We start from the raw sequence: 21,418 nt of genomic DNA, 5'->3' as shown, positions 1-21,418 counted from the left end.
CGTCGCCAAGCGCGCCCCTAGGGGTTCGCAACGGTGGGGTATGGTGTAATTGGCAGCACGACTGATTCTGGTTCAGTTAGTCTAGGTTCGAGTCCTGGTACCCCAGCACGGAACGGATGTCTCATATGAGACGTCCGTTTTTTTTATTTTGCGAGCCCATCGAGGATGTCGGTGATCTTCCGATAGGCCTTGGGCGTCGGCGCATGTGACGCGTCCACCGTGAAGACCTTGAACCGGTTGCCCGGCGTCGCCGAGTCCGCCTCCTTGATCATCCGGTCCTGGAGCGCGATCGGGATCACCTGGTCCTTGCTGTGCCTGATGTACACCCTGGGCACCCGCCCCCAGGCGCTCTTGCGGCCCCGCGCGTCGGCGCTCGACACCTGCAGACTCTCGTCCGGCAGGGACGAGTTGAGCATGGCCAGGAACTCGCCGTCGGTTCCCTCGGCCATGAACGCCGCCTTGGCCGCGTCCAGGAACGTCCTGTCCTTCGTCCGCCAGTTGATGCGGACCGCCTTCAGCACCCGCGGGTCACCGACGATGCCCGGCAGAATCGCACCCCCTAGGGTCGTCCTGCCCTCCGGCGTCTCCAGATACTCCGCCGGTGAGCGCAGATTCGTGCAGCAGTACGCCGAGACGTACACCAGCCGGTCGATCAGGTCGGGCACCTCGTCGGCCACCTTGGTGATCGTCGAGCCGCCCAGGCTGCCGCCCACCAGAATGACCGGTCCATACCGTGACACCTTGCGCACCACGTCCATCGTGGCCTCCACGTAGTCGTCCAGCGTCACGCCCGCCATGGGTGAGGGGATCGTGGCCAGCTTCTCCAGGTCCTGCGGCGCCTGGTAAGCGTGGTGGAACTGCTCCTCGGGGCCGTGCCCCGGCAGGTTCACCCCTAAGGTGCGGTGGCCGCGCAAGGTCAGCTCATTGTCGCCGGTGGCCACGCCGTTCGAGCCGGTCACGAAGACGTACGTGGTCACCTCCTTGCGCTTCGCCGCGGCAGGGACGGCGGCGCCCGCCCCCGCGGCGGCGGTCAGCTGGAACATGGTTCTCCGTGTCACATCGCTCATGAGGAGATGTTCGCCCAGCTCAGCCGGGATCCACATCGCCCATGCGGCGCGACGTGCGGTGGATGCCGCGTATCCACCGATCGGTGGATACATGCCAGGCTGGACCCATGAGCCGGCTCGACGGCCGCGAGCGCTGGGCGTATCTGGGACTCGCCTATACGCTGCTCACGGCCTCCATGATCGCGGCCGCCCTCATGGACGGGGGCGGCCCCTCCACGCTGAGCCGGCTCGCCGAGCTGATCACCTCCTGGCTGGCCGGCCTGGGCGGCTCCGCGACGACCGGGGCCTCCCCCGGCGTCTCGGCCCTGCCGCCCTGGCCCGTGCTCGCCGCGGCCGCCGCGGTGTGGACGGCGCCCATCGCCTTTCTCCACCCGCGTCGCGACGCCCGCCGCGGGCTCGTCGTCGCCCATTACCTCATCCTCATCGTTCTCGCCGGCGCGCTGGCGGCCACGAGCCCCGCCTTCGTCGTGTTCGCCTCGATCGGCTACCCGCTCGCCATCGCCATGCTCCCCGCCCGGCTCGTCATGGCCGGCGTGACCCTCACCGCCGTCGTCAGCGTGGCCGCCCAGGCGGGCCCTGGGGACCACGTGACCCTGCTCACGGTGACCGCCGGTGTCGCCGTGCCGCTCGTCCTGGCCGGCTGGTACGTCTCCGCCGAGCACGACAAACGCCGCCGCCTGGTCGAACGCCTGCGTGCGGCCATGGCCGAGAACGCCGACCTGCACGGCAGGCTCCTCGACCAGGCCAGGCAGGCGGGCGTACTCGACGAGAGGCACCGCGTGGCCGGTGAGATCCACGACACGGTGGCGCAGGACCTCGTCGCCGTCATCGGCCAGATCGACGCCGCCGGCCGCGCCACCCAGGACACGGCCCGCAGCCGCCACCTCGACCAGGCGGCCCAGCTCGCCCGCCGCGGCCTGGCCGAGGCCCGCAGGTCCGTTCAAGCCCTCCGCCCAGAGCCGCTGGAGCACGCGCGGCTGCCGGAGGCGCTGGGCCGCATGGCCGCGTCCTGGTCACGGGTTTCCGGCGTCCACCTTGCCTATGAGGTCACCGGCACACCCGTCGCCCTGTCCGCCGACGTGGAGACGACCTTGTTCCGCGTCGCCCAGGAGGCCCTCGCGAACGTCGCCAAGCACGCCAATGCCTCCAGGGCGGCCCTCACTCTCTCGTACATCGACGAACTCCTCCTTCTGGACATCCGCGACGACGGCGCCGGCTTCGCCCCGCAGAAGCCCGCTGACGGCTTCGGGCTGGACGGGATGCGGCAGCGTGTCCGCGGCGTCGGTGGAACCCTGGAGATCGAGTCCGAGCCCGGCCACGGCACGGCCATCGCCGCGGCCGTCCCCGCCATCCCCGCGCAGGGCATGATCAATGAGACGATGACCTCCGGGAAGGGGGACGGATGACGGTGCGGCTGCTGATCGCCGACGACCACCCGATCGTGCGCGACGGCCTGCGCGCGGCCCTCGGCGCCCGGCCCGGCCTCGAGATCGTCGGTGAGGCGTCCGACGGCGAGCAGGCCGTGCGCCTGGCCGCCGAGCTCCGGCCCGACGTCGTCCTCATGGACCTGCGCATGCCCGGCATGGACGGGGTCACCGCCATCCGCCGGCTCAGCGGCACCGGCCCGCGGGTGCTGGTGCTGACCACGTTCGACACCGATGTGCTGCCCGCGCTGGAGGCGGGGGCCAGCGGCTACCTGCTGAAGGACGCCCCGCCGGAAGAGCTGGCACGCGCCGTCCTGGCCACCCACCGGGGCGAGACCGTGCTTGCGCCCGCCGTGGCCGGCCGCCTGGCCGAGCACGTGCGCAAGTCCTCCAGGGGCACGCTGAGCAGGCGCGAGCTGGAGGTGCTGCGCCTGGTGGCCGGGGGAGCGACCAACAAGGAGGCGGCGGCCAGGCTGTTCATCAGCGAGGCCAGCGTCAAGACCCACTTGTTGCACATCTACGCCAAGCTCGACGTCCGCGACCGTGCCGCCGCCGTGAGCGAGGCCTACCGCCGTGGGCTGCTCACCGCCCATGGCTGAGTTCCGGACGCGCGCGGGCGGGACGCTCGACCTCCAATGGGAAGGCGGCCCGATGGGCGACCGGATCCGCCGCCACAGACCGGATCTGATGGCCGGATAAGCGGTTTGGTTGTGGTCTGCGGGGTGCGGTAGAGTTACCTGCGTCGCCGGGGGAGTCCCCGGCACACGAGCTTGTGGACAGGGTCCCGTCGTCTAGTGGCCCAGGACGCCGCCCTCTCAAGGCGGTAGCGCCGGTTCGAATCCGGTCGGGACTACCACTTGTCACAAGCCCGCGAAGGTCCCGTCGTCTAGTGGCCCAGGACGCCGCCCTCTCAAGGCGGTAGCGCCGGTTCGAATCCGGTCGGGACTACGTCTGCATCTCCGCTCCGGTGCCCATGGCCCGGAGCGTTTTGCTTTCCCGCCGGGTGACGATTCTCACGCGGGCGGCCCACAGAGCGCACGTAACGGCGCCCGGCCCCGTGAACCGGAGGAGCGTTCCCCCGGACAGAGCCCGGCCACGTGCGGCGAGTGGACCTTCCCGCGCGAAGCCGTAAAAGACCAAGAAAGCCCAGCCCCGGACGGCGAGGAAGGATCGATGCCGGCCGCCGACGGCGGGGAGGGATCGATGCCGGCCGCCGACGGCGGGGAGGGATCGATGCCGGCCGCCGACGGCGGCGCAAGAGGGCCGAAGGGCCCTCGCCATGACGGCGAGGGCCCTTGAACATCCCGTTTCCACCCCCGCACAAGGGCCCTCAGTGCCGACAAGCGGCCTCCACCCCAGGCGGCGCCCGGGACTGCGCGGGCGGCGTCGCGCCCGAGCGGGCCTCAGGCGGAGCGGGCCTTGTACAGGGCTCGCCTGGCCGCCTTGGCTACCTGCTTGTCCGGATGCACCTGCGCGATCAGATCCAGCAACTCCTCCACATGCGCGTGCGGAATCTTCCAGATCACTTCCAGCAGGTTGTTGAGCAGGTCCGGCCCGATGTCCTGCAGGCTGCTCACGAACTCCGACCGCCCTAGCCCGGCCGAGATCGTCCACATGTCCAGGATCAGCCAGTGCGTGTCATCCTGCGTGGGCTCCGGCGCCCCCTCGACCTCCAGTTGGCTCAGATGGGTCGCCGCATAGGGCCGTAGGGACGGCTGCTTGAGCGCCGCCTGCCAGGCCGGGATCGCGTCCTGCCCCAGGGTGCCGACCACGCTGGCCGCCTGCACCCTGATCAGCGCGTCGCTCTCGTCCTCTGCCGCCGCCTCCAGCAGCTCCTCGGCCGCCTTGCCCGGCTCACGCAGCCGCATCCAGGCCGCGAACTCCGCATCGGCCTCGTCCTCGGGCAGCTCCGCGCTGAGCGCGAGCAGCTCGTGGGCGCTCATGGACTCGATCGCGGGCCGCGCGTCCACCTCGATGTCGGCGTCGTCCACCAGGTGGACGACCCCTTCGGTGCCGAGTGGCGTGAGGCTGAGCGTCCGGCCCTGGACCTCGGCCATGCCGTAGCCCACGAGCCAGTCGATCGGGGGCGCCAGCGGGTCGCCCGCCGCCTCCCACGCGTCGGCGCCCAGCTCCTCGTCGAGCTCGGCGGCCGCTTCGGACAGCTCCTGCGCCAGCTCGTCGATGTCGCGCGAGCCGCCCGCCAGCAGCAGCCTGACCAGCACGCCGCGGGTCAGGCCCGCCAGGGCCATGGAGAGGTCCTCGTCATCGAGCTCCGGGTCGCCGTAGTCGACCGAGTGCAGCCCAAGCATCCACGCGTCGAGGACATCCTCGTCGTCGTCGAACGGCCACTCCGAGGTGTCGTCCTGCACCCCGACCGTGTTGCCCTCGCCCGGCTCCAGGAACTCCAGGTCGACGGCCAGGTTCCAGATGTTCCACAGCTGCGGAACGACTTCGGAGATCGGGCCGTCGGTCTCCGGCCTGGGCAACCCGACGACCGTCAGCGCCTCCTCCACCTCGGCGTCGCTGAGCAGCGTGTCCTCGCCCACCCGCCGCCCCGGCCCGACCCACACGGCCAGGTCGCGGGCCATGGCGATCAGCGGCGCCTGGCGGGCGGCCGCGGCCAGCTCCGAGTCGGGCCGCAGCCTGATCGTGTCGAGCTCGGCGAGCTCGTCGGCGAACGGCTCGAAGTCGCCGAGGTCGCCGGTCTCCTCTTCCTCGTCGTCGCCCTCGGCGTCCTCGATCAGCTCCTCCATGAGGTCGACGAACTCGTCTTCGACGTCGTCGAGCTCGGCCTGCAGATCGGCGAGGGAGTCCGAGCGCTGGGTCAGCCTGCCCGTCTGCGAGAGGAACGTCAGGTACGCGTCCACGGCCGGGAGCATCCCGTCGGCGGCTGCGTCGGGATCCTCCACGACCTTGGGCATGCGGTCGAGCAGCAGGTTGCGCAGGTCGGCACGCTTCCAGGTGCCGAGATCCTGCGAGAAGGCGAGACGGTGCCACAGTGCGGCCGGCCCGACGAGCTCGGGGTCACTGTCGGGCGCGTTGGCCCGCGCCCACATGATGAACTCTTCGAGCAGGGGTCGCAGCTCAGTGGCGGCTACCTCGATGCGATCTGTCACGCACACAGGCTAGTGCGCTCCCGAGGCAGTCGGCTCCCCAAATACCTGCTTTTGCTGATCATGACGTGCGACGCATCGCCTCCGTGATGCGTTCGGCGGCGGCCATGACGGGCACCGCGTGCAGCCGTCCCGGCGCCCGCGTCAGCCGTTCTATGGGGCCGGAGACGGAGACCGCGGCGATCACCTTCCCGCCGCTGCCCCTGATGGGAGCGGAGACGCTGGCCACGCCCTGCTCGCGCTCGCCGACGCTGTGGGCCCACCCGCGGCGGCGTACGGAGGCCAGCGTGGCGGCGGTGAACTTGGCGCCGCGCAGGCCGCGGTGCAGCCGGTCGGGCTCCTCCCACGCCAGCAGTATCTGGGCCGCGGAGCCGGCGGTCATGGGCAGTGCCGAGCCCACGGGAACCGTGTCACGCAGGCCGCTGGCCCGCTCCGCGGCCGCCACGCAGACCCGCTCATCGCCCTGGCGGCGGTAGAGTTGCGCACTCTCCCCGGTCAGGTCCCTCAGCTGCATCAACACGGGCGCGGCCACCGCCAGCAGCCGGTCCTCGCCGGCCGCTGTGGACAACTCCGACAGCCGCGGGCCGAGCACGAATCGGCCCTGTGTGTCACGGCTCACGATGCGGTGGTGCTCGAGTGCGACGGCCAGCCGGTGGGCGGTGGGACGGGCCAGGCCGGTGGCCTGGACGAGCTGCGCCAGTGAAGCGGGCCCCGCTTCGAGGGCATTGAGTACAAGAACCGCCTTGTCGAGTACTCCGACTCCGCTAGAGTTGTCCATACACCGATACTGCAGTCTCGACATATGAGAAAGCAAGTCGGAGGGAAGTTCTCAAGGAGGAGAGATCATGGGCCGCACACTGGCCGAGAAGGTCTGGGAGCAACACGTCGTCAGGCGTGCCGAGGGCGAACCTGACCTGCTCTACATCGACCTGCACCTCATCCATGAGGTGACCAGCCCGCAGGCGTTCGACGGGCTCCGTCTCGCCGGCCGGAAGGTGCGACGACCCGATCTCACTATCGCCACCGAGGACCACAACGTGCCGACCGTGCTCGGCCCGATCTCCGACCCGGTGTCCAAGACCCAGGTCGAGACGCTGCGCAAGAACGCGGCCGAGTTCGGCGTCAGGCTCCATCCGATGGGCGACGCCGGTCAGGGCGTGGTGCACATCATCGGCCCGCAGTTCGGCCTGACGCAGCCGGGCATGACCATCGTGTGTGGCGACTCTCACACCTCGACGCACGGCGCGTTCGGCGGCATCGCGTTCGGCATCGGGACCTCCGAGGTCGAGCACGTGCTGGCCACGCAGACGCTGCCCGCGTACCGGCCGAAGACGATGGCCATCGAGGTCTCCGGCGAACTGCCCGCCGGCGTCACCGCGAAGGACCTGATCCTGGCCATCATCGCCAAGATCGGCACCGGCGGCGGCCAGGGCTACATCGTCGAATACCGCGGCGAGGCCGTGCGCAAGCTCTCCATGGAAGGCCGCATGACGGTCTGCAACATGTCGATCGAGGCCGGCGCACGGGCCGGCATGATCGCGCCGGACGAGACCACGTTCGCCTACCTCAAAGGCCGCCCGCACGCGCCCGAGGGCGAGGCGTGGGACCAGGCCGTCGAATACTGGAAGTCGCTGCGCACGGACGACGACGCCGTGTTCGACAAGGTCGTGGAGATCGACGCCTCGACGCTGACCCCTTACGTCACGTGGGGCACCAACCCGGGCCAGGGCCTGCCGCTGGGCGAGTCCGTTCCCTCGCCGGAGAGCTTCTCCGACCCCGTCGAGCGCTCGTCCGCCGAGCGCGCTCTGGAGTACATGGGCCTGACCGCCGGCACTCCGCTGCGCCAGATCGAGGTCGACACGGTGTTCGTCGGCTCGTGCACCAACGGCCGCATCGAGGACCTGCGTTCGGCCGCCGAGATCCTGCGCGGCCGCCAGGTGAAGACCCGCACGCTGATCGTGCCCGGCTCGATGCTGGTCAAGCTGCAGGCCGAGCAGGAGGGCCTGCACGAGGTGTTCAAGGCCGCGGGCGCCGAATGGCGTGAGGCCGGCTGCTCGATGTGCCTGGGCATGAACCCCGACACCCTCCAGCCGGGCGAGCGCAGCGCCTCGACCTCCAACCGCAACTTCGAGGGCCGCCAGGGCAAGGGTGGCCGTACCCACCTGGTGTCGCCGCAGGTCGCCGCCGCGACCGCCGTCACCGGCCGCCTGACGGCTCCCGCCGACCTCTAGGAGATTTCAGACATGGACGCTTTCACCACCCACACCGGTACGGCGGTGCCGCTGCGCCGCAGCAACGTCGACACCGACCAGATCATCCCGGCCGTCTGGCTCAAGCAGGTCAGCCGCACCGGCTTCGAGAAGGGCCTGTTCGCCGCCTGGCGCGAGAACCCGACGTTCGTGCTGAACGACCCCGCCTACGAGGGCGGCACGGTCCTCGTCTCCGGCCCCGACTTCGGCACCGGCTCCTCCCGCGAGCACGCCGTCTGGGCGCTGCAGCAGTACGGGTTCCGCGCCGTGATCGCCGCCCGCTTCGGCGACATCTTCCGCAACAACTCCACGAAGATGGGCCTGCTGCCGGTCGTCCTGCCCGGCGACAAGGTCGAGGCGCTGCAGTCGGCCGTCGAGGCGAACCCCAAGCTGGAGATCACCGTTGACCTGGCCGAACGCCAAGTGCGCTGGGCGGACGAGGTCGTGCCTTTCGAGATCGACGACTACACGCGCTGGCGGCTCATGGAGGGCCTCGACGACATCGGGCTGACCCTGCGTCATGCCGACGATGTCGCGGCGTACGAGAATGGTCGGCAGCCATGGCTGCCGACGACCGTCTAGAAGACGACGAACTGGCGCGGCGGTTGCGCGATGCGCACCGCCGCGTCCGCATGCTGCCCGCCAGCGAGAAGGAGCGGCTGGCCCGCCGCTATCTCGCCATCTGTGACCTGGCCAAGCGTGACCCGGAAAGGGCGTCCGCCCGGCTCGAGGCCTTCTTGAGCCTCCTCGACACGCCACGCAATGACGAAAACACCCTCGGTGATTGAGTTCCCTGGCGATCCCGCCTACTTTCAAGCGCGTAAGGGGTTTCTACGTCGAACTCGTGAGCTGGAACCCCGAGCCATAACTGGGGGAGCAGGACTTTCATGAACAAGCGAGAACTCGTCGAGGCCATCTCGGACCGGGTGGGCGACAGGAAGACGGCCACCGAGGCCGTGAACGCGGTCATCGACGCCGTCCAGAAGGCCGTGGCGAGCGGCGACAAGGTCTCGATCACGGGCTTCGGCGCGTTCGAGATGGTGCACAAGCCCGCCCGCACGGCCAGGAACCCGTCCACCGGCGCGGAAATCAATGTCGCGGAGAGTTGGGCGCCCAAGTTCCGGCCCGGCTCCGATTTCAAGGAGCTGGTGAACGCGGGCGGGAGGAAAGTCGGCAAGAAGAAGTAAATTCAGCGGACCAGCACGCCCGGACCCCGCGGTCCGGGCGTCCGCATTCGCGGGCGCGCCCGTCTTTTCCCCGGCGTGATCGACGCCGCGTCCCTGCGCCTGGCCTCCTCCCGATGAACCTGCACCGAAGCGCGAGGGGCCGGATGGGGCGCTATGAGTTCGGGACCGGGAAGGTCGAGAGCGTGATGTAAGTGATCTCGCTGCCCGACATCGCCAGGTTCACCCGCTGCCCCATGCGCAGCAGCCGCAGCGGACCGGCGTCGAAGGCGGACGTGCCGAACTCCAGCACGGTCCCGTCGTCAAGGAACACCGTGCCCGACCGAGTCGCCTCGTCGAAGCTGCGTACCGTCGCCTGCACGCAGACCAGCCTAAAGGGTTTGCCCCTGCCCGGCGAGCACGCGAGGATCGCCGGGTATGGGAGCCGACTTCCGGCGGTTCACCTGGGCGAACGGCGTCACCCAGCTGGGCACGCAGGTCACGGTCGTCGCGCTGCCGCTGACCGCCCTCCTCGTGCTGGACGCCGGAGCCTTCGAGCTGGGCCTGCTGTCGGCCGTCCAGATGGTGGCGTTCCTGCTGATCGGGCTGCCCGCGGGCGTCTGGGTGGACCGGGCGCGCCACCGCCCGATCCTCGTCTGGGCCGATCTGGTCAGAGGCGTCGCGCTGCTGACCGTCCCCGCCGCCGCCGTGCTGGGCGCGCTCACGCTGCCACACCTGTACGCCGTCGCGCTGGTGCTTGGCGTGGGCACGGTGTTCTTCGACGTGGCGCAGATGAGCCTGCTCCCGGCGATCGTGCCCAAGGAGGGGCTCGAACGCGCCAACGGCCGCCTGGAGGTCACCAGGCAGGCGTCCGTACTGGCGGGGCCAGGGGTGGGCGGCTGGCTGGTCGCCGCGCTGACGGCCCCGTTCGCGCTGCTCGCCGACGCGCTCGGCTACCTGGTGTCGGGGATCCTGCTCGCCGGCGTACGCGCCGGGGAACAGCGGGCACCGGCAGCGGCGCGCGGCCGGGGATGGCGAAGGGAGGTCGCGGAAGGGATCACCTTCGTTCTCCGGGACCCCGTGTTGCGCAGGGTCGCCATCGGCGGGGCGCTCACCAGGGTCGCGCTCGGCGCCTGTGCGGTCGGCTATCCGCTGTACCTGGTGGGGGAGCTGGGCGTCGGCGCCACCGCCTACGGCCTGCTGCTGTCGGCCGCCGCCGCAGGCGCCCTGGCAGGCGCGCCGCTGGCGGCCCGGCTGGCGGCCAGATGGGGCGCCGGCCCGACCCTCTACGGTTCCGCGCTGGCGACGATGGTGCTCTACCTGCCGGCCTCGGCCACCGGATCGGGTTGGCGGCTGCTGGCCTTCCCCGTCTTCTCCGCCCTGGCCGGAGCCGCCGCCGTGGTGTTCAACATCGCCCAGCTCAGCTACCGCCAGCGCATCACGCCCGAACGCCTGCTCGGCCGGGTCAACGCCAGCATGCGCTTCCTCATGTGGGGGGCCATGCCGTTGGGCGGGCTGGCCGCCGGGGCGCTGGGGGAGTGGTTGGGCGGCTACGCGGTCTTCGCCGCCGGCGTCGCCGGGCTCGGCCTGTCGTACCTCGCCGTCGTCCTGACCCCGGGAATCATCCGGGCGGTCACCCACGCTCGATGACCGCCGCTCCGGGCGCTCAGGACGCGGCCACGGCTCAGGGCGGGCTCAGGACGCGGCCACGGCTCAGGGCGGGCTCAGGACGACTCGCCCCACAGCTCCGCGACCACCGCCGCCGTGTGCGGCCCCAGCCCGAGCGCGACGGCCGCCCGCAGGTCGTCGGGTGTGTCCACGTCACGCCGCAGCGAATCGATGTCCGGCACGCACAGCTCTTTCGCCCCGCCGGCCAGGTGCTTGGCCCGGGACTCCCCGCCGAACCGCGGCGTGAACGGCACGCCGGGACGTACCCCGTAGAAGGTCGTGCCCACGTCGTGAGCGTCCGGCACGAAGGACTGCTCGAACTCGGCCGCGGCCGACAGCGCCAGCTCCAGCTCGGCCGGCCGCAGGGCGGGCAGGTCCGCCTGGAGCGCGCCCACCGCGTCGCCGGGCGCGATGCGCGCGGCGTGGGCGGCCCCCGTGCGCAGCGCCGTGTTCAGGCCGCGATCGGGGTCGGGCACTACGTCGGCGCCCAGCGCCCCCAGCGGGCCCGCGGCGGCGGGGTCGGCCGTCACCACGATCACCCGTGCCACCGCCGGGCAGGCGAGTGCCGCCGACACGGTGTCACTGGCCACGGCCACGGCGAACTTCGTCCGGTGCGGCCCCGTCGCCGCGGCCAGCCGAGTCTTGGCCGCGACCAGCGTCTTCACCGGGATCACCAGTGACCAGCGGATGCTCATAGGCTTAAGCATCGCGCCTCGACATCCCGCGCGGCCAACCGGGAGACTTGGGGCGCATACCGGAGGAGGAAACCATGAGCCGCCCCACGCGACCATCGCGTTTCTGGGAAACCCTGGCAGTGATCATCGTGAAACCGCTGTCCCGGCTCCTGGTCAAGAGGGATTGGCGGCACGGCGAGCGCATCCCCCGCACCGGCGGCGTGATCATCGCGACGAACCACCTCTCCTGGACGGACCCGGTCCTGCTGTCCCACTTCCTCTACAACAACGGGCGCTGGCCGGTCATCCTCGCCAAGTCTGCCCTGTTCAAGGTGCCCTTCCTGGGCAAGGCCGTAACGGGGCTGCTGGCCATCCCGGTCGACCGCGGCAGCAACGAGGCCGCCAGGTCCCTGCACATGTCGGCCCAGCGGCTCGAGGACGGCTGCGCGATCCTGTTCTACCCCGAGGGCACCTGCACCCGAGACCCCAACCTGTGGCCCATGGTGGGCAAGACGGGCGCGGCCCGGCTGGCGCTGGAGAGCGGCGCCCCGGTCATCCCGGTGGCCCACTGGGGGGCGCAGGAGCTGCTCCCGTACGGGGAGAAGAAGCCGAGGTTGTTCCCACGCAAGACGTTCCACGTGTCGGTGGGCCCGCCGGTGGACCTGTCGAAGTACGCGGGCAATCCGCCGCACGCCGACGTGCTGCGCGAGGCCACGGCCGACATCATGGCGGCGATCACCGAGCAGCTGGCCGAGTTGCGTGGCGCTAAGGGTCCCGAGACCCCGTATGATCCGGCCGGGCGGTGATGGCATGACAAAAGTGGCCGTGTTCGGCACGGGCTCGTGGGGCACCACGTTCGCCATGATCCTGGCGGAGGCCGGTAACGAGGTCACGTTGTGGGGGCGCAGGCGCGAGCTGGTCGAGGCGATCGACCGTACCCACACGAATCCCGACTACCTGCCCGGCATCCCCCTGCCCGAGTCGTTGCGGGCCACCACTGACCCGGCGCGGGCGCTGGACGGGGCGGAGTTCGTGGTGCTGGCCGTGCCGTCGCAGCAGCTTCGGCCCAATCTGGCCCACTGGCGCGAGCACATCCCGCCGGACGCGATCCTGGTCAGCCTGATGAAGGGCATCGAGCTGGGCACGACCAAGCGGATGAGCGAGGTGATCCGCGAGGTCGCCGAGGTGCCGGCAGAGCGGGTCGCGGTCATCTCGGGTCCCAACCTGGCCAAGGAGATCGCCCAGCGCCAGCCCGCCGCGGCGGTCGTGGCCTGCACGGACCTGTCCGTGGCCGAGCGGCTGCAGGCGATCTGCCACCTGCCGCCGTGGTTCCGCCCTTACACCAACCCTGACGTGGTCGGCGTCGAGCTCGGCGGCGCGGTGAAGAACGTCATCGCGCTGGCCGTGGGAGTCTCCGCCGGCATGGGCATGGGTGACAACGTCAGCGCCATGCTCATCACCAGAGGGCTGGCCGAGATCTCCCGCCTGGGCGCCGCGCTGGGGGCCGACCCGCATACGTTCTCGGGCCTGGCCGGGATGGGCGACCTGGTCGCCACGTGCACGTCGCCGCTGTCGCGCAACCGTACGTTCGGGGAGAACCTGGGCCGGGGCATGACGCTGGCGGAGGTGATCGCCGCCACCAAGCAGACCGCCGAGGGCGTCAAGTCGTGCGAATCGGTGCTGGCGCTGGCCAGGAAACACGACGTGGAGATGCCGATCACCGAGGTCGTCGTCGGCGTCGTGCACGACGGCATGTCCCCGGCCGAGGCGGGGATGCTCCTCATGTCACGATCGCCCAAGCCGGAGCGTTATGGCGTCTGAGCCCTGTTCATGGCCTCACTCCGTTCGGTGGCGCGTTCGCCATATGCCGCCGCCTGTTCATTGCCTCACTCCGTTCGGCGGCTCGCTCGCCATATGCCGCCGCCTTCCCCCGCTCTGGTCGCTTCGCTCCCGCCGCTCCTCCAGGCGACGGCACTCACTCGCGGCTCGCGGCGTGCTTGGCTCGCTGTCCTGCGGACACCCCGGTAGATTCGGACACCATGAGCAAGCCACGCGTCGCCGTCGTTTTCGGAGGTCGCAATTCCGAGCATGCCGTGTCCCTGATGGGCGCGGGCAGCGTGCTGGATGTGATCGACAGGAGCAAATATGAGGTGATCCCGATCGGGATCGCCCAGGACGGCAGGTGGGTGCTGGCCACTTCCGACCAGCGCTTCTCCATCGAGGGCGGCGAGCTGCCGGTCGTCGACAGCTCGGGCGCGGCCCTGGCGCTGCCCTCCGGTGACAGCTCGCTGGTGGCGTACGACCCGGGCAGCATCCCCGTGGAGCTCGGCTCGGTCGACGTGGTGTTCCCCGTGATGCACGGGCCGTTCGCCGAGGACGGCACGATCCAGGGGCTGCTGGAGATGGCCGGGGTGCGATACGTCGGCTCCGGCGTGCTGGCCAGCGCGGTCGGCATGGACAAGGCCCACATGAAGACGGTGATGGCCGCGGCGGGGCTGCCGACCGGCCGCTATGTGGTCGTGCGTGACCGAGACTGGCGGCTCAACCGCGAGCTCGTGCTCAAAGAGGCGGAGGAGCTGGGCTGGCCGGTGTTCGTCAAGCCCGCCAGGGCCGGCTCCTCGCAGGGCATCTCCAAGGCGCACGACCGGGAGCAGCTGGCGGAGGCCGTCGAGTTCGCCAGGCAGCACGACCCCAAGGTGCTCATCGAGGCCGCGATCGAGGGGCGCGAGATCGAGTGCGCGGTGCTGGAGTCGTTCGGTGACGAGCCCGCGGCGGCGTCGCTGCCCGGCGAGGTGAAGGTCGAGGGCGGGCAGGAGTTCTTCGACTTCGAGGCGAAGTACTACCCCGACCAGATGTCCCTGACCGTGCCCGCCGACCTCCCGGCGGAGACGGCCGAGGAGCTGCGGGCCATGGCCGTGCGGGCGTTCGAGGCGCTCGACTGTGAAGGGCTTGCTCGGGTGGACTTCTTCTACACGCCCGACGGCAAGCTGGTCTTCAACGAGATCAACACGATGCCGGGGTTCACCTCGCTGTCGGTGGCGCCGCAGCTCTGGGCCGCGACGGGGCTGCCGTATCCGGCGCTGGTGGACCGGCTCATCCAGCTCGCGCTGTCCCGGTCGCCAGGGCTGCGCTGACGGTCAGCGGGGGGAGAGCGTGTAGAGGATGGTGGAGTCCGCGGGTCCGCCGCCGGCGGCCTGGGGCGAGATCTGGGCGATCGGCTTGGACAGGTCAGCGAGCACCTCGGCGGCGGCGTGCTCGCCGCCGACCGTGACCTCCACGTAGGCGGAGTCGGTCACGGCGGTGAACAACGCGGGCTTTTCCGGATCGGGGAACCAGCCGACGCCGTCGATCTCCTGCAGCTGGTCGGTGGGCGCCATCCTGGCCGGTCGGGGCACGCCGCAACGCAGCGCGATGACGCCGTCGCCCCAGACGGCCACGTACGGCGACTCCGGAGTGGACGTGCCGCGCGGCGCCCCGTCGAGCGTCTGGGGCAGCAGTGTCGCCAGCTTGTCGCAGGCGGCCGCTGCCGGGCCCTGCGGCACGGGTGGCTCCACCTGCACCGTGCCGCCGCAACCGGCGAGTGCTAGGAGAACGAGCAGGACGGCGGCGGCACGCATGCGACGACAACCTTCAAATGTGCACGATCGGACACGTAAGAGTACGCGTGATCCCGTCCACTGCCTGAATCTGCGCGACGACGAGTTTGCCCAGCTCGTCGACGTTGCGGGCTTCCGCACGGACGATCACGTCGTAGGGGCCCGTTACGTCTTCCGCCTGAGTGACCCCGGGAATCCGGGAAATCTCGTGGGCCACGGCAGCGGCCTTGCCGACCTCGGTCTGAATAAGGATGTAGGCCTGCACCATTACGTCCTCCCAGGCGATTGGATCACGCCGAAGGGCCACCGTACCCTGTGTGCGTCAGGAGGTGCGTCATCACAGTCGGAGATCTCGGCGAATTCGGAGCGATAAATCGTATTACTGGACGTCTGCCCCAGGGCGCGGCGGTGATGCTGGGCCCGGGTGACGACGCCGCGGTGATCGGTGCGCCTGACGGGCGCGTGGCGGTGTCCACGGACTTGCTGATCGAGGGTAGGCATTTCCGACGGGACTGGTCCAGCGGTTATGACGTGGGCCGCAAGGCCGCCGCGCAGAACCTCGCGGACGTGGCCGCCATGGGGGCGACGCCGACGTGCATCGTGGTCGGGCTCGGGATGCCGGCTGACCTGCCGGTGGCGTGGCTGGACGCGCTGACCGACGGGTTCCGCGACGAGTGCGCCGTGGTCGGCGCGAGCGTGGCCGGCGGCGACATCACCCGGTGCGACCTGGTGGTCCTCGGGGTGACCGCGCTGGGCGACCTGGGCGGGCGGCCGCCCGTCACCCGTGCCGGGGCGGCGCCGGGCCAGGTTGTGGCGGTGGCGGGGCGGCTCGGGTACGCCGCCGCCGGGTGGGCGCTGCTCGAGGCCGGTGCGCCGGTGGACTCCTCCGTGCTCCAGGAGGCCGTGGCCGCGCATCGGCGGCCGTGTCCTCCGTACGCGGAGGGCCCGCGGGCGGCCGAGCTGGGGGCGACCGCGATGCTCGACGTCAGCGACGGGCTGCTGCAGGACCTCGGCCACGTCGCGAAGGCCAGCGGGGTGCGGATGGAGCTGGATCCGCAGGCGTTCGCCATCGGGGAGCCGGTGGCCGCGGCGGCCAAGGAACTCGGGGTCGATCCGCTGGAGTGGGTGCTCACGGGGGGCGAGGATCACGCGCTCGCTGCGGTGTTTCCCCGAGGGGTACGGTTGCCGGCGTCGTGGCACGTCGTGGGCCGGGTGGTCGAGGGTGACGGCGTACTGGTGTATGGGCGTGAGATTGGACACGGCGGGTGGGATCACTTTCGGTGATGATCTGTCCCGATTTGAGTGATAATTGTCCGATTTGTGGCATGACTAGTGGGATTGCTGTGACAACGGCGTAGCAAAGGTGTTATGAAGATTGGCGGCCACTGTAACCGGCAGAAAGGGCAGCCATGGGCCGCCACGGCACAGGTGGATCCGACGACGGGGACGAATGGGGGAGCGGCAGCGCATTTTGGGGTCCTGATGAGCAGGACGAGCCGCCGGGGTGGCCGTCGCTGCCAGACCGGCCCGAGGTGACGGGGCAGTGGGCCCCGATGCCGCGGAGGGAGGGCGAGCCGCCGGCGCGCGGGTCGCAGCCCGAGCCGTTCGAGACCACCGGGGCCTTCGCGCTGCCCAACGACTCCACCGGCGGCATCCCACCGGCCAACGGCCCTGCTGGTGCTTTCTCGCAGCCACCGAGCCCGTATGGCGAGCAGGCCGGGCCTTTCGAGACGGCGGGCGCGTTCACCCGCCCGCCGGAGTGGGACTCGCCTCCAGACCGTCTCGGCCCAGCCGCCCCGAACGAGTCGAGTTTCCCGAGCGGCCCAGGCCCTTCAAACGTTCCAGGGCCTTTCGCCAACCCAGGGCCGGTCGGCAGCGCCGGTGGCCCGGGGCCGGTGGGCGGCTTTAACGCCTCGCACGGCCCCGACCCCTTCGACGGACCTGCTACGGGAGCCTTCGACGGTCCCGCTACCGGCGCCTTCGACCGCCCGGGCGCCTTCGATCGCCCCAGCGGGCCCGCCGGGCCCAGGCCCGGCGAAGGCCCCGGCCTCATCGGAGGGCCCAGGGCCGGCGACGGACCCGGTCCTTTCGGAGGGCCGGGAGCTGGCGACGGACCCGGTCCTTTCGGAGGGCCGGGAGCTGGCGACGGACCCGGTCCTTTCGGAGGGCCGGGAGCTGGCGACGGACCCGGTCCTTTCGGAGGGCCGGGAGGCGGCGGCGGACCCGGCGCTTTCAACGCGCCCGCGGGCGGAACCGGCCCCTTCGACGGGCCGCCCGACGGAACCGGCCCTTTCGGCAACCCGGGCCCCTTCGACGGTCCACGTGATGGCAATGGGTTCTTTGGCAGCAGGGACGGTGGCAACGGTCCCTTTGATGGGCCGGACGGTCGCGACGGCACGTTCGAGGGAGCCGACGGCCGTGACGGCGGCTTTGGCGGGCCCGCGGATCGTACGGCCAGATTCGACCGGACCCCGGGCCTCGGGGCGGCGTCGAGCGGTCCGCCTGAGCCGGGTGACATCAAGGTGGCCGGCGAGCCGACGGCCGTGCAGGCCCCGGCGTGGGCGGAGGCAGAGACCGGGTTCCTGGGCTCCGGCTGGTCGGCCGACTCGGGACTGGACGAGCCGGACGAGCGCAAGGGCCGCCGAGGTCGCCGCAACGCCGGCCGTGGCGGCGGGCATGGCGGTGGCCGTGGAGACGACGAGGTGCTCGCCGCCGCCTCCGGAGGCGGAAAGGGCCGGGTGGCGCTGCTGTCGGTGGCGGCCGTGGCCGTCGTGCTCGGCGGCACCGTGGCCGGTGTCAAGCTCATGAGCTCCACCGGTGCCCCCGCCAAATGCGAGGGCACCACGTGCGCGGCCGCACAGACGACTGGCCAGCCGGGCCCCGCGGTCTCCGACCCCGCCCCGGAGGAGACCGAGACGGAGCCCGAGGAGGAACCGGTCGAGGAGGAGACCGCGCCCTCCGAGACCCCGACACCGACGACCTCGTACATCCCCCGCACGCCGCGGCGGACCACTTCGGCCACGCCGACGCCGACACCGACCAGGACCAGGGTGAAGAAGTCCACGACGCCCACGCCGACGCAGACGTCGGATGCACCCGTCGAGGAGGCCGTGACGGTTTCGCCTAGCGAGGATCCGGGGTCGCTGGACGAGAGCGACACGCCGACCGTCAGTGCCACGCCGGATCCCACTGCCGACGCGGGGACGTTCAACTCCGGTGGCAGCGGAGGCTCGGTGAACGTCAGGCAGAGGATCAGCCAGCGCATGACCACCTACAGAGCCGACATGACGTTCTCGAACACCTCGCGGGAGCAACTGGACAACCCCACGGTCTCCGTGCCCGTCGAGGGCCGGGTGCTGAGCGTGAGCGGCGCCGAGTGGACGCAGGACGGCGACCTGCTGATCCTGGACCTGCAGGGGTCGCTGGCGGCTGGTGATTCGACCGACGTCTCGTTCACCGCCACGGGCTACGGCCAAGAGGCAGAGACCTGCGGCATGGTCACCGGGGAGTGCGTCGTCAGCTGAATGGTTGGATGGGGGACATGACGGTTTCGACCCCTCCACGCGTGCTGACCGTCGCCGGCTCCGATTCAGGGGGCGGCGCAGGCATCCAGGCCGATCTGAAGACCATGCTGGCCATGGGCGTCCACGGCATGAGCGTCATCGCGGCGGTGACCGCACAGAACTCGCTCGGCGTCCAGGGCTACTGGGAGCTGCCGCCCGAAGCCGTGCGGGCGCAGCTCGACTCGGTGCTCGGCGACATCGGCGCCCAGGCGGTCAAAACCGGCATGCTGGCCTCTCCGGCGCTGGTCGAGCTCGTGGCGGACGTGCTGGGCGGCTATGCCGCGCCGGTGGTGGTCGATCCCGTCGGGGTGTCCAAGCACGGCGACTCGCTGCTGGCGCCAGAGGCCGTCGAGACGGTGCGGACCCGGCTGCTGCCGGTGGCCACCGTGGCCACGCCGAACCTGTGGGAGGTGGAGCAGCTCACCTCGGTCAAGGTCGAAGACGAGGACGGGCTCCGGGAGGCGGCGGAGGCCGTACTGGAGCTGGGGCCCACGTGGGCGCTGATCAAGGGCGGCCACCTGCCCGGCGCGCCCGTGGACCTGCTCACGGACGGCACGAGCGAATACCGCTTCACCGCCGAACGCCTCGACAACCGCCACACGCACGGCACGGGCTGCACGCTGGCCTCGGCCATCGCCTCCCGGCTCGCTCTGGGCGACGACGTGCCCGCGGCGGTGGGGAAGGCGAAGGAGTACGTGACGGGCGCGATCGCCCGCGGCTTCCCCTTGGGGGCCGGCATCGGCCCGGTGGACCACGCCTGGCCCTGGCGCTGACCCGATGTGGGCCCGCCCGGGGGCTGGGCGCTCCTGGGGGACGAAAACGCGCAAGCCCGCAACTCCCTCAGGAGCAGCGGGCTTGCGCGAAAGTATGGACTAGCGGGTGACCTTGCCCGCCTTGATGCACGAGGTGCACACGTTCAGCTTCTTCGGCGTGCCGCCGATGACCGCGCGAACCGTCTGGATGTTGGGGTTCCAACGACGGCGGGTGCGGCGGTGCGAGTGGGACACATTGTTGCCGAAGGTCGGGCCCTTGCGGCAGACATCGCAGACGGAAGCCACGGTATCGCTCCTTAAAACAGTCGATGTAGCCCTGTCCGCTGATGCTTTCCGGGCGGAGGGCATGCCGGGACAACCGGCCAGCCAGACGAGAATATCCGATCCACACCGTTGGGCGCGAACCGGAGCGCTGGACCGAGTGCTGACGCACGCTCCACTTGGCCCCTGCGCAGAGATATTCTCCTCCAACAACAGTAGCGCATTCGGGCCGGCCGGCCAGCCGGGATGCAGCCGGCCGGGGTCGGCTGGTTGGGGACATAGTCGGAGGACGCAGATGAAGATCCTCGACCCGCCCGCGGTGCGCCGCTGGGCCCGCCTCGCGGCCGACGCCCTGGGCCGGGCCAGGACGGAGATCGACGCGCTCAACGTGTTCCCGGTCGCCGACGGCGACACCGGTACGAACCTGCACCTGACCATGTTGTCCGCGGCCGAGGCCGTCGAGTCGCTGCCCGACGATGTGGACGCGGCCGTGGTGTGGCAGACGCTCTCGTACGGTGCCCTGGTCGGGGCCCGCGGCAACTCCGGGGTGATCGTCAGCCAGGCGCTGCGCGGCCTCGCCGAGGTGCTGAAGGACGGCCACGACCTGCGGGCCGGGCTGCTCAGGGCCGCCGTGCTGGCCAGGGAGGCGGTGGCCAGGCCGGTGGAGGGCACGGTGCTGAGCGTGCTGGAGTCCGCCGCGCGGGCCGTACAGGAAGTGGACGGGGATCTGCACGAGGTGGCGCGGCAGGCGGCGGGGGAGGCTCGGGCGGCACTCGGGCGTACCCCGGATCAGCTCGACGTGCTGGCCCGCAGCGGTGTCGTGGACGCGGGCGGCGCCGGCGCGGCGATCGTGCTGGAGACCCTGGCCGCCGTGATCACCGACTCGTACGCCGACCACTACGACGTGCCCGCGCCCACCACGCGGGTGGCGCCGATGACCGAGGTCGGGGCGGGCTACGAGGTGATGTACCTGCTGGACGCCGATGACCGGGCGGTGGCCGGGCTGCGCGATGAGCTCGACGCCATGGGCGACTCGCTCGTCGTGGTAGGCGGCGAAGGGCTGTGGAACGTGCACGTCCACGTGGCCGAGGCCGGTCCCGCCGTCGAGGCCGGGCTGCGGGCGGGACGGCCGCACCGGATCAAGATCACGTATCTGGCCGAGCGCACCCATCGCGGCAGCGCGGGCAGGGGCGTGGTGGCGGTCGCCGCCGGAGCGGGGATCGCGGCGTTGTTCGAGGAGTGCGGGGCCGTCGTGGTACGCCGCACGCCTGGCGCCCGGCCCGCGCTCCCCGCCCTGCTGGCCGCGATCAGGCAGGCCGGCAGCGAGGTCGCGGTCCTGCCGAACGACGAGGGCGTCCGCGCCGTCGCCGCCGCCGCGGCCGAGATCGCTCGCGAGGACGGCGTCACGGTCAGCGTGCTGCCCACCAAGGCGACCGTGCAGGGGCTGGCGGCTTTGGCCGTGCACGATCCGCTGCGCCGCTTCGACGACGACGTGGTGGCGATGACCGACGCGGCGAGCCAGACCCGGTACGGGCACGTGACAGTGGCCGACAGGGAGGCGTTCACGAGTGCCGGCGTGTGCCGTCCCGGTGACGTGCTTGGCATGATCGAGGGCGACGTGGCGATGATCGGCGGCACGCTGGAGCGGGTGGCCACCATGATCGTGGACCGGATGGTGGCGGGCGGCGGCGAGCTGGTGACCCTGGTCACGGGGGCCGACGCGCCCGCGGGCCTCGCCGCCTGCGTCGAGGGGCACCTGAGACGTACGCGGCCGGACGTGGACCTGGTCGTCTACGACGGCGAGCAGGGCGGCTACCCGCTGCTGATCGGCGTCGAGTGAGGCGGGGAACGGGATTCCTGTCGGCCT

At 71.1% G+C, this 21,418-nt stretch carries 22 protein-coding genes and 3 tRNA genes; 17 read left to right on the top strand and 8 right to left on the bottom strand.

Features of this window, described 5'->3' with window-relative positions:
• Positions 1–34: 34 nt before the first annotated feature.
• Positions 35–106 (top strand) — tRNA-Gln (locus ACTWPT_RS08765).
• 37 nt (positions 107–143) lie between these two features.
• Here ACTWPT_RS08765 and ACTWPT_RS08760 read toward each other — a convergent pair.
• The gene (locus ACTWPT_RS08760) at positions 144–1,067 is read right to left on the bottom strand and encodes an alpha/beta fold hydrolase (protein WP_443176756.1); all 924 of its coding nucleotides are present in this window, start codon (positions 1,065–1,067) and stop codon (positions 144–146) included.
• A gap of 107 nt (positions 1,068–1,174) precedes the next feature.
• Between ACTWPT_RS08760 and ACTWPT_RS08755 the strand changes: the two genes are divergently transcribed.
• The 4 genes from ACTWPT_RS08755 (at position 1,175) to ACTWPT_RS08740 (ending at position 3,439) form a co-directional block, all read left to right on the top strand.
• Entirely contained in the window at positions 1,175–2,473 is a 1,299-nt protein-coding gene (locus tag ACTWPT_RS08755) for a sensor histidine kinase (protein WP_443176755.1), read from the top strand.
• Entirely contained in the window at positions 2,470–3,090 is a 621-nt protein-coding gene (locus ACTWPT_RS08750; protein WP_443176754.1) for a response regulator, read from the top strand. The genes ACTWPT_RS08755 and ACTWPT_RS08750 overlap by 4 nt, the downstream gene beginning before the upstream one ends.
• Positions 3,091–3,271: 181 nt before the next feature.
• Positions 3,272–3,347 (top strand) — tRNA-Glu (locus ACTWPT_RS08745).
• Between the two features lie 19 nt (positions 3,348–3,366).
• Positions 3,367–3,439: transfer RNA gene (locus tag ACTWPT_RS08740), tRNA-Glu, on the top strand.
• A 455-nt stretch (positions 3,440–3,894) separates the two neighbouring features.
• Here the strand turns inward: ACTWPT_RS08740 and ACTWPT_RS08735 are convergent.
• Positions 3,895–5,607: a hypothetical protein gene (locus ACTWPT_RS08735; protein WP_443176753.1), complete on the bottom strand. Its 1,713-nt coding sequence runs from the start codon at positions 5,605–5,607 to the stop codon at positions 3,895–3,897.
• 58 nt (positions 5,608–5,665) lie between these two features.
• Positions 5,666–6,382: an IclR family transcriptional regulator gene (locus ACTWPT_RS08730; protein ID WP_043618626.1), complete on the bottom strand. Its 717-nt coding sequence runs from the start codon at positions 6,380–6,382 to the stop codon at positions 5,666–5,668.
• Between the two features lie 67 nt (positions 6,383–6,449).
• Here ACTWPT_RS08730 and leuC point away from each other — a divergent pair, with 67 nt between their 5' ends.
• From leuC to ACTWPT_RS08710, 4 genes are all read left to right on the top strand, one after another.
• Positions 6,450–7,835, top strand: coding sequence for a 3-isopropylmalate dehydratase large subunit (leuC, locus tag ACTWPT_RS08725; RefSeq protein WP_443176752.1), 1,386 nt, complete (start codon positions 6,450–6,452; stop codon positions 7,833–7,835).
• A 12-nt stretch (positions 7,836–7,847) separates the two neighbouring features.
• Positions 7,848–8,435, top strand: coding sequence for a 3-isopropylmalate dehydratase small subunit (gene leuD / locus ACTWPT_RS08720; protein ID WP_443176751.1), 588 nt, complete (start codon positions 7,848–7,850; stop codon positions 8,433–8,435).
• Positions 8,414–8,641, top strand: a complete 228-nt coding sequence (locus tag ACTWPT_RS08715) for a hypothetical protein (protein ID WP_443176750.1) — start codon at positions 8,414–8,416, stop codon at positions 8,639–8,641. The genes leuD and ACTWPT_RS08715 overlap by 22 nt, the downstream gene beginning before the upstream one ends.
• Positions 8,642–8,740: 99 nt before the next feature.
• On the top strand, positions 8,741–9,040 hold the full coding sequence (locus ACTWPT_RS08710) for an HU family DNA-binding protein (protein ID WP_443176749.1): 300 nt from the start codon (positions 8,741–8,743) through the stop codon (positions 9,038–9,040).
• Positions 9,041–9,191: 151 nt separating this feature from the next.
• Here ACTWPT_RS08710 and ACTWPT_RS08705 read toward each other — a convergent pair whose 3' ends face one another.
• Positions 9,192–9,398 (bottom strand): hypothetical protein, encoded by a 207-nt coding sequence (locus tag ACTWPT_RS08705; RefSeq protein WP_443176748.1) that lies wholly within the window; start codon positions 9,396–9,398, stop codon positions 9,192–9,194.
• A 56-nt stretch (positions 9,399–9,454) separates the two neighbouring features.
• On the opposite strand from ACTWPT_RS08705, the gene ACTWPT_RS08700 reads away from it, so the two are divergent.
• Positions 9,455–10,666, top strand: coding sequence for an MFS transporter (locus ACTWPT_RS08700; RefSeq protein ID WP_443176747.1), 1,212 nt, complete (start codon positions 9,455–9,457; stop codon positions 10,664–10,666).
• Between the two features lie 74 nt (positions 10,667–10,740).
• Here the strand turns inward: ACTWPT_RS08700 and cofC are convergent, their stop codons facing one another.
• Entirely contained in the window at positions 10,741–11,379 is a 639-nt protein-coding gene (cofC, locus tag ACTWPT_RS08695; RefSeq protein WP_443176746.1) for a 2-phospho-L-lactate guanylyltransferase, read from the bottom strand.
• A 74-nt stretch (positions 11,380–11,453) separates the two neighbouring features.
• Between cofC and ACTWPT_RS08690 the strand changes: the two genes are divergently transcribed.
• The 3 genes from ACTWPT_RS08690 to ACTWPT_RS08680 all read left to right on the top strand — a co-directional run bounded on the left by ACTWPT_RS08690 (position 11,454) and on the right by ACTWPT_RS08680 (position 14,492).
• Positions 11,454–12,164 (top strand): lysophospholipid acyltransferase family protein, encoded by a 711-nt coding sequence (locus ACTWPT_RS08690; RefSeq protein WP_443176745.1) that lies wholly within the window; start codon positions 11,454–11,456, stop codon positions 12,162–12,164.
• Between the two features lie 4 nt (positions 12,165–12,168).
• Complete coding sequence (locus ACTWPT_RS08685) at positions 12,169–13,179, top strand: NAD(P)H-dependent glycerol-3-phosphate dehydrogenase (protein ID WP_443176744.1); 1,011 nt, start codon at positions 12,169–12,171, stop codon at positions 13,177–13,179.
• A gap of 218 nt (positions 13,180–13,397) precedes the next feature.
• Entirely contained in the window at positions 13,398–14,492 is a 1,095-nt protein-coding gene (locus ACTWPT_RS08680; RefSeq protein WP_443176743.1) for a D-alanine--D-alanine ligase family protein, read from the top strand.
• A 3-nt stretch (positions 14,493–14,495) separates the two neighbouring features.
• Here ACTWPT_RS08680 and ACTWPT_RS08675 read toward each other — a convergent pair whose 3' ends face one another.
• The gene (locus tag ACTWPT_RS08675) at positions 14,496–14,975 is read right to left on the bottom strand and encodes a DUF3515 family protein (protein ID WP_443176742.1); all 480 of its coding nucleotides are present in this window, start codon (positions 14,973–14,975) and stop codon (positions 14,496–14,498) included.
• Positions 14,976–14,988: 13 nt separating this feature from the next.
• Positions 14,989–15,222 carry an Lrp/AsnC family transcriptional regulator gene (locus tag ACTWPT_RS08670; protein WP_443176741.1) on the bottom strand — a complete coding sequence of 78 codons (234 nt, stop codon included), beginning with the start codon at positions 15,220–15,222 and terminating at the stop codon, positions 14,989–14,991.
• 47 nt (positions 15,223–15,269) lie between these two features.
• Between ACTWPT_RS08670 and ACTWPT_RS08665 the strand changes: the two genes are divergently transcribed.
• From ACTWPT_RS08665 to thiD, 3 genes are all read left to right on the top strand, one after another.
• Positions 15,270–16,238, top strand: a complete 969-nt coding sequence (locus ACTWPT_RS08665) for a thiamine-phosphate kinase (RefSeq protein ID WP_443176740.1) — start codon at positions 15,270–15,272, stop codon at positions 16,236–16,238.
• Positions 16,239–17,476: 1,238 nt separating this feature from the next.
• Positions 17,477–18,478 carry a hypothetical protein gene (locus ACTWPT_RS08660; RefSeq protein WP_443176739.1) on the top strand — a complete coding sequence of 334 codons (1,002 nt, stop codon included), beginning with the start codon at positions 17,477–17,479 and terminating at the stop codon, positions 18,476–18,478.
• An 8-nt stretch (positions 18,479–18,486) separates the two neighbouring features.
• Complete coding sequence (thiD, locus tag ACTWPT_RS08655) at positions 18,487–19,290, top strand: bifunctional hydroxymethylpyrimidine kinase/phosphomethylpyrimidine kinase (protein ID WP_443176738.1); 804 nt, start codon at positions 18,487–18,489, stop codon at positions 19,288–19,290.
• Between the two features lie 99 nt (positions 19,291–19,389).
• Here the strand turns inward: thiD and rpmB are convergent, their stop codons facing one another.
• A complete protein-coding gene (gene rpmB / locus ACTWPT_RS08650) occupies positions 19,390–19,575 on the bottom strand; it encodes a 50S ribosomal protein L28 (RefSeq protein ID WP_049556934.1) in 186 nt (61 codons plus the stop codon).
• Positions 19,576–19,846: 271 nt separating this feature from the next.
• Between rpmB and ACTWPT_RS08645 the strand changes: the two genes are divergently transcribed.
• Complete coding sequence (locus ACTWPT_RS08645; protein ID WP_443176737.1) at positions 19,847–21,391, top strand: DAK2 domain-containing protein; 1,545 nt, start codon at positions 19,847–19,849, stop codon at positions 21,389–21,391.
• Positions 21,392–21,418 lie beyond the last annotated feature (27 nt).

It is taken from the genome of Nonomuraea sp. 3N208, assembly GCF_052245935.1.
Lineage (GTDB): Bacteria > Actinomycetota > Actinomycetes > Streptosporangiales > Streptosporangiaceae > Nonomuraea.
Note: the sequence above shows the minus strand (reverse complement) of the source record. Positions and strands in the feature narration are given on the sequence as shown.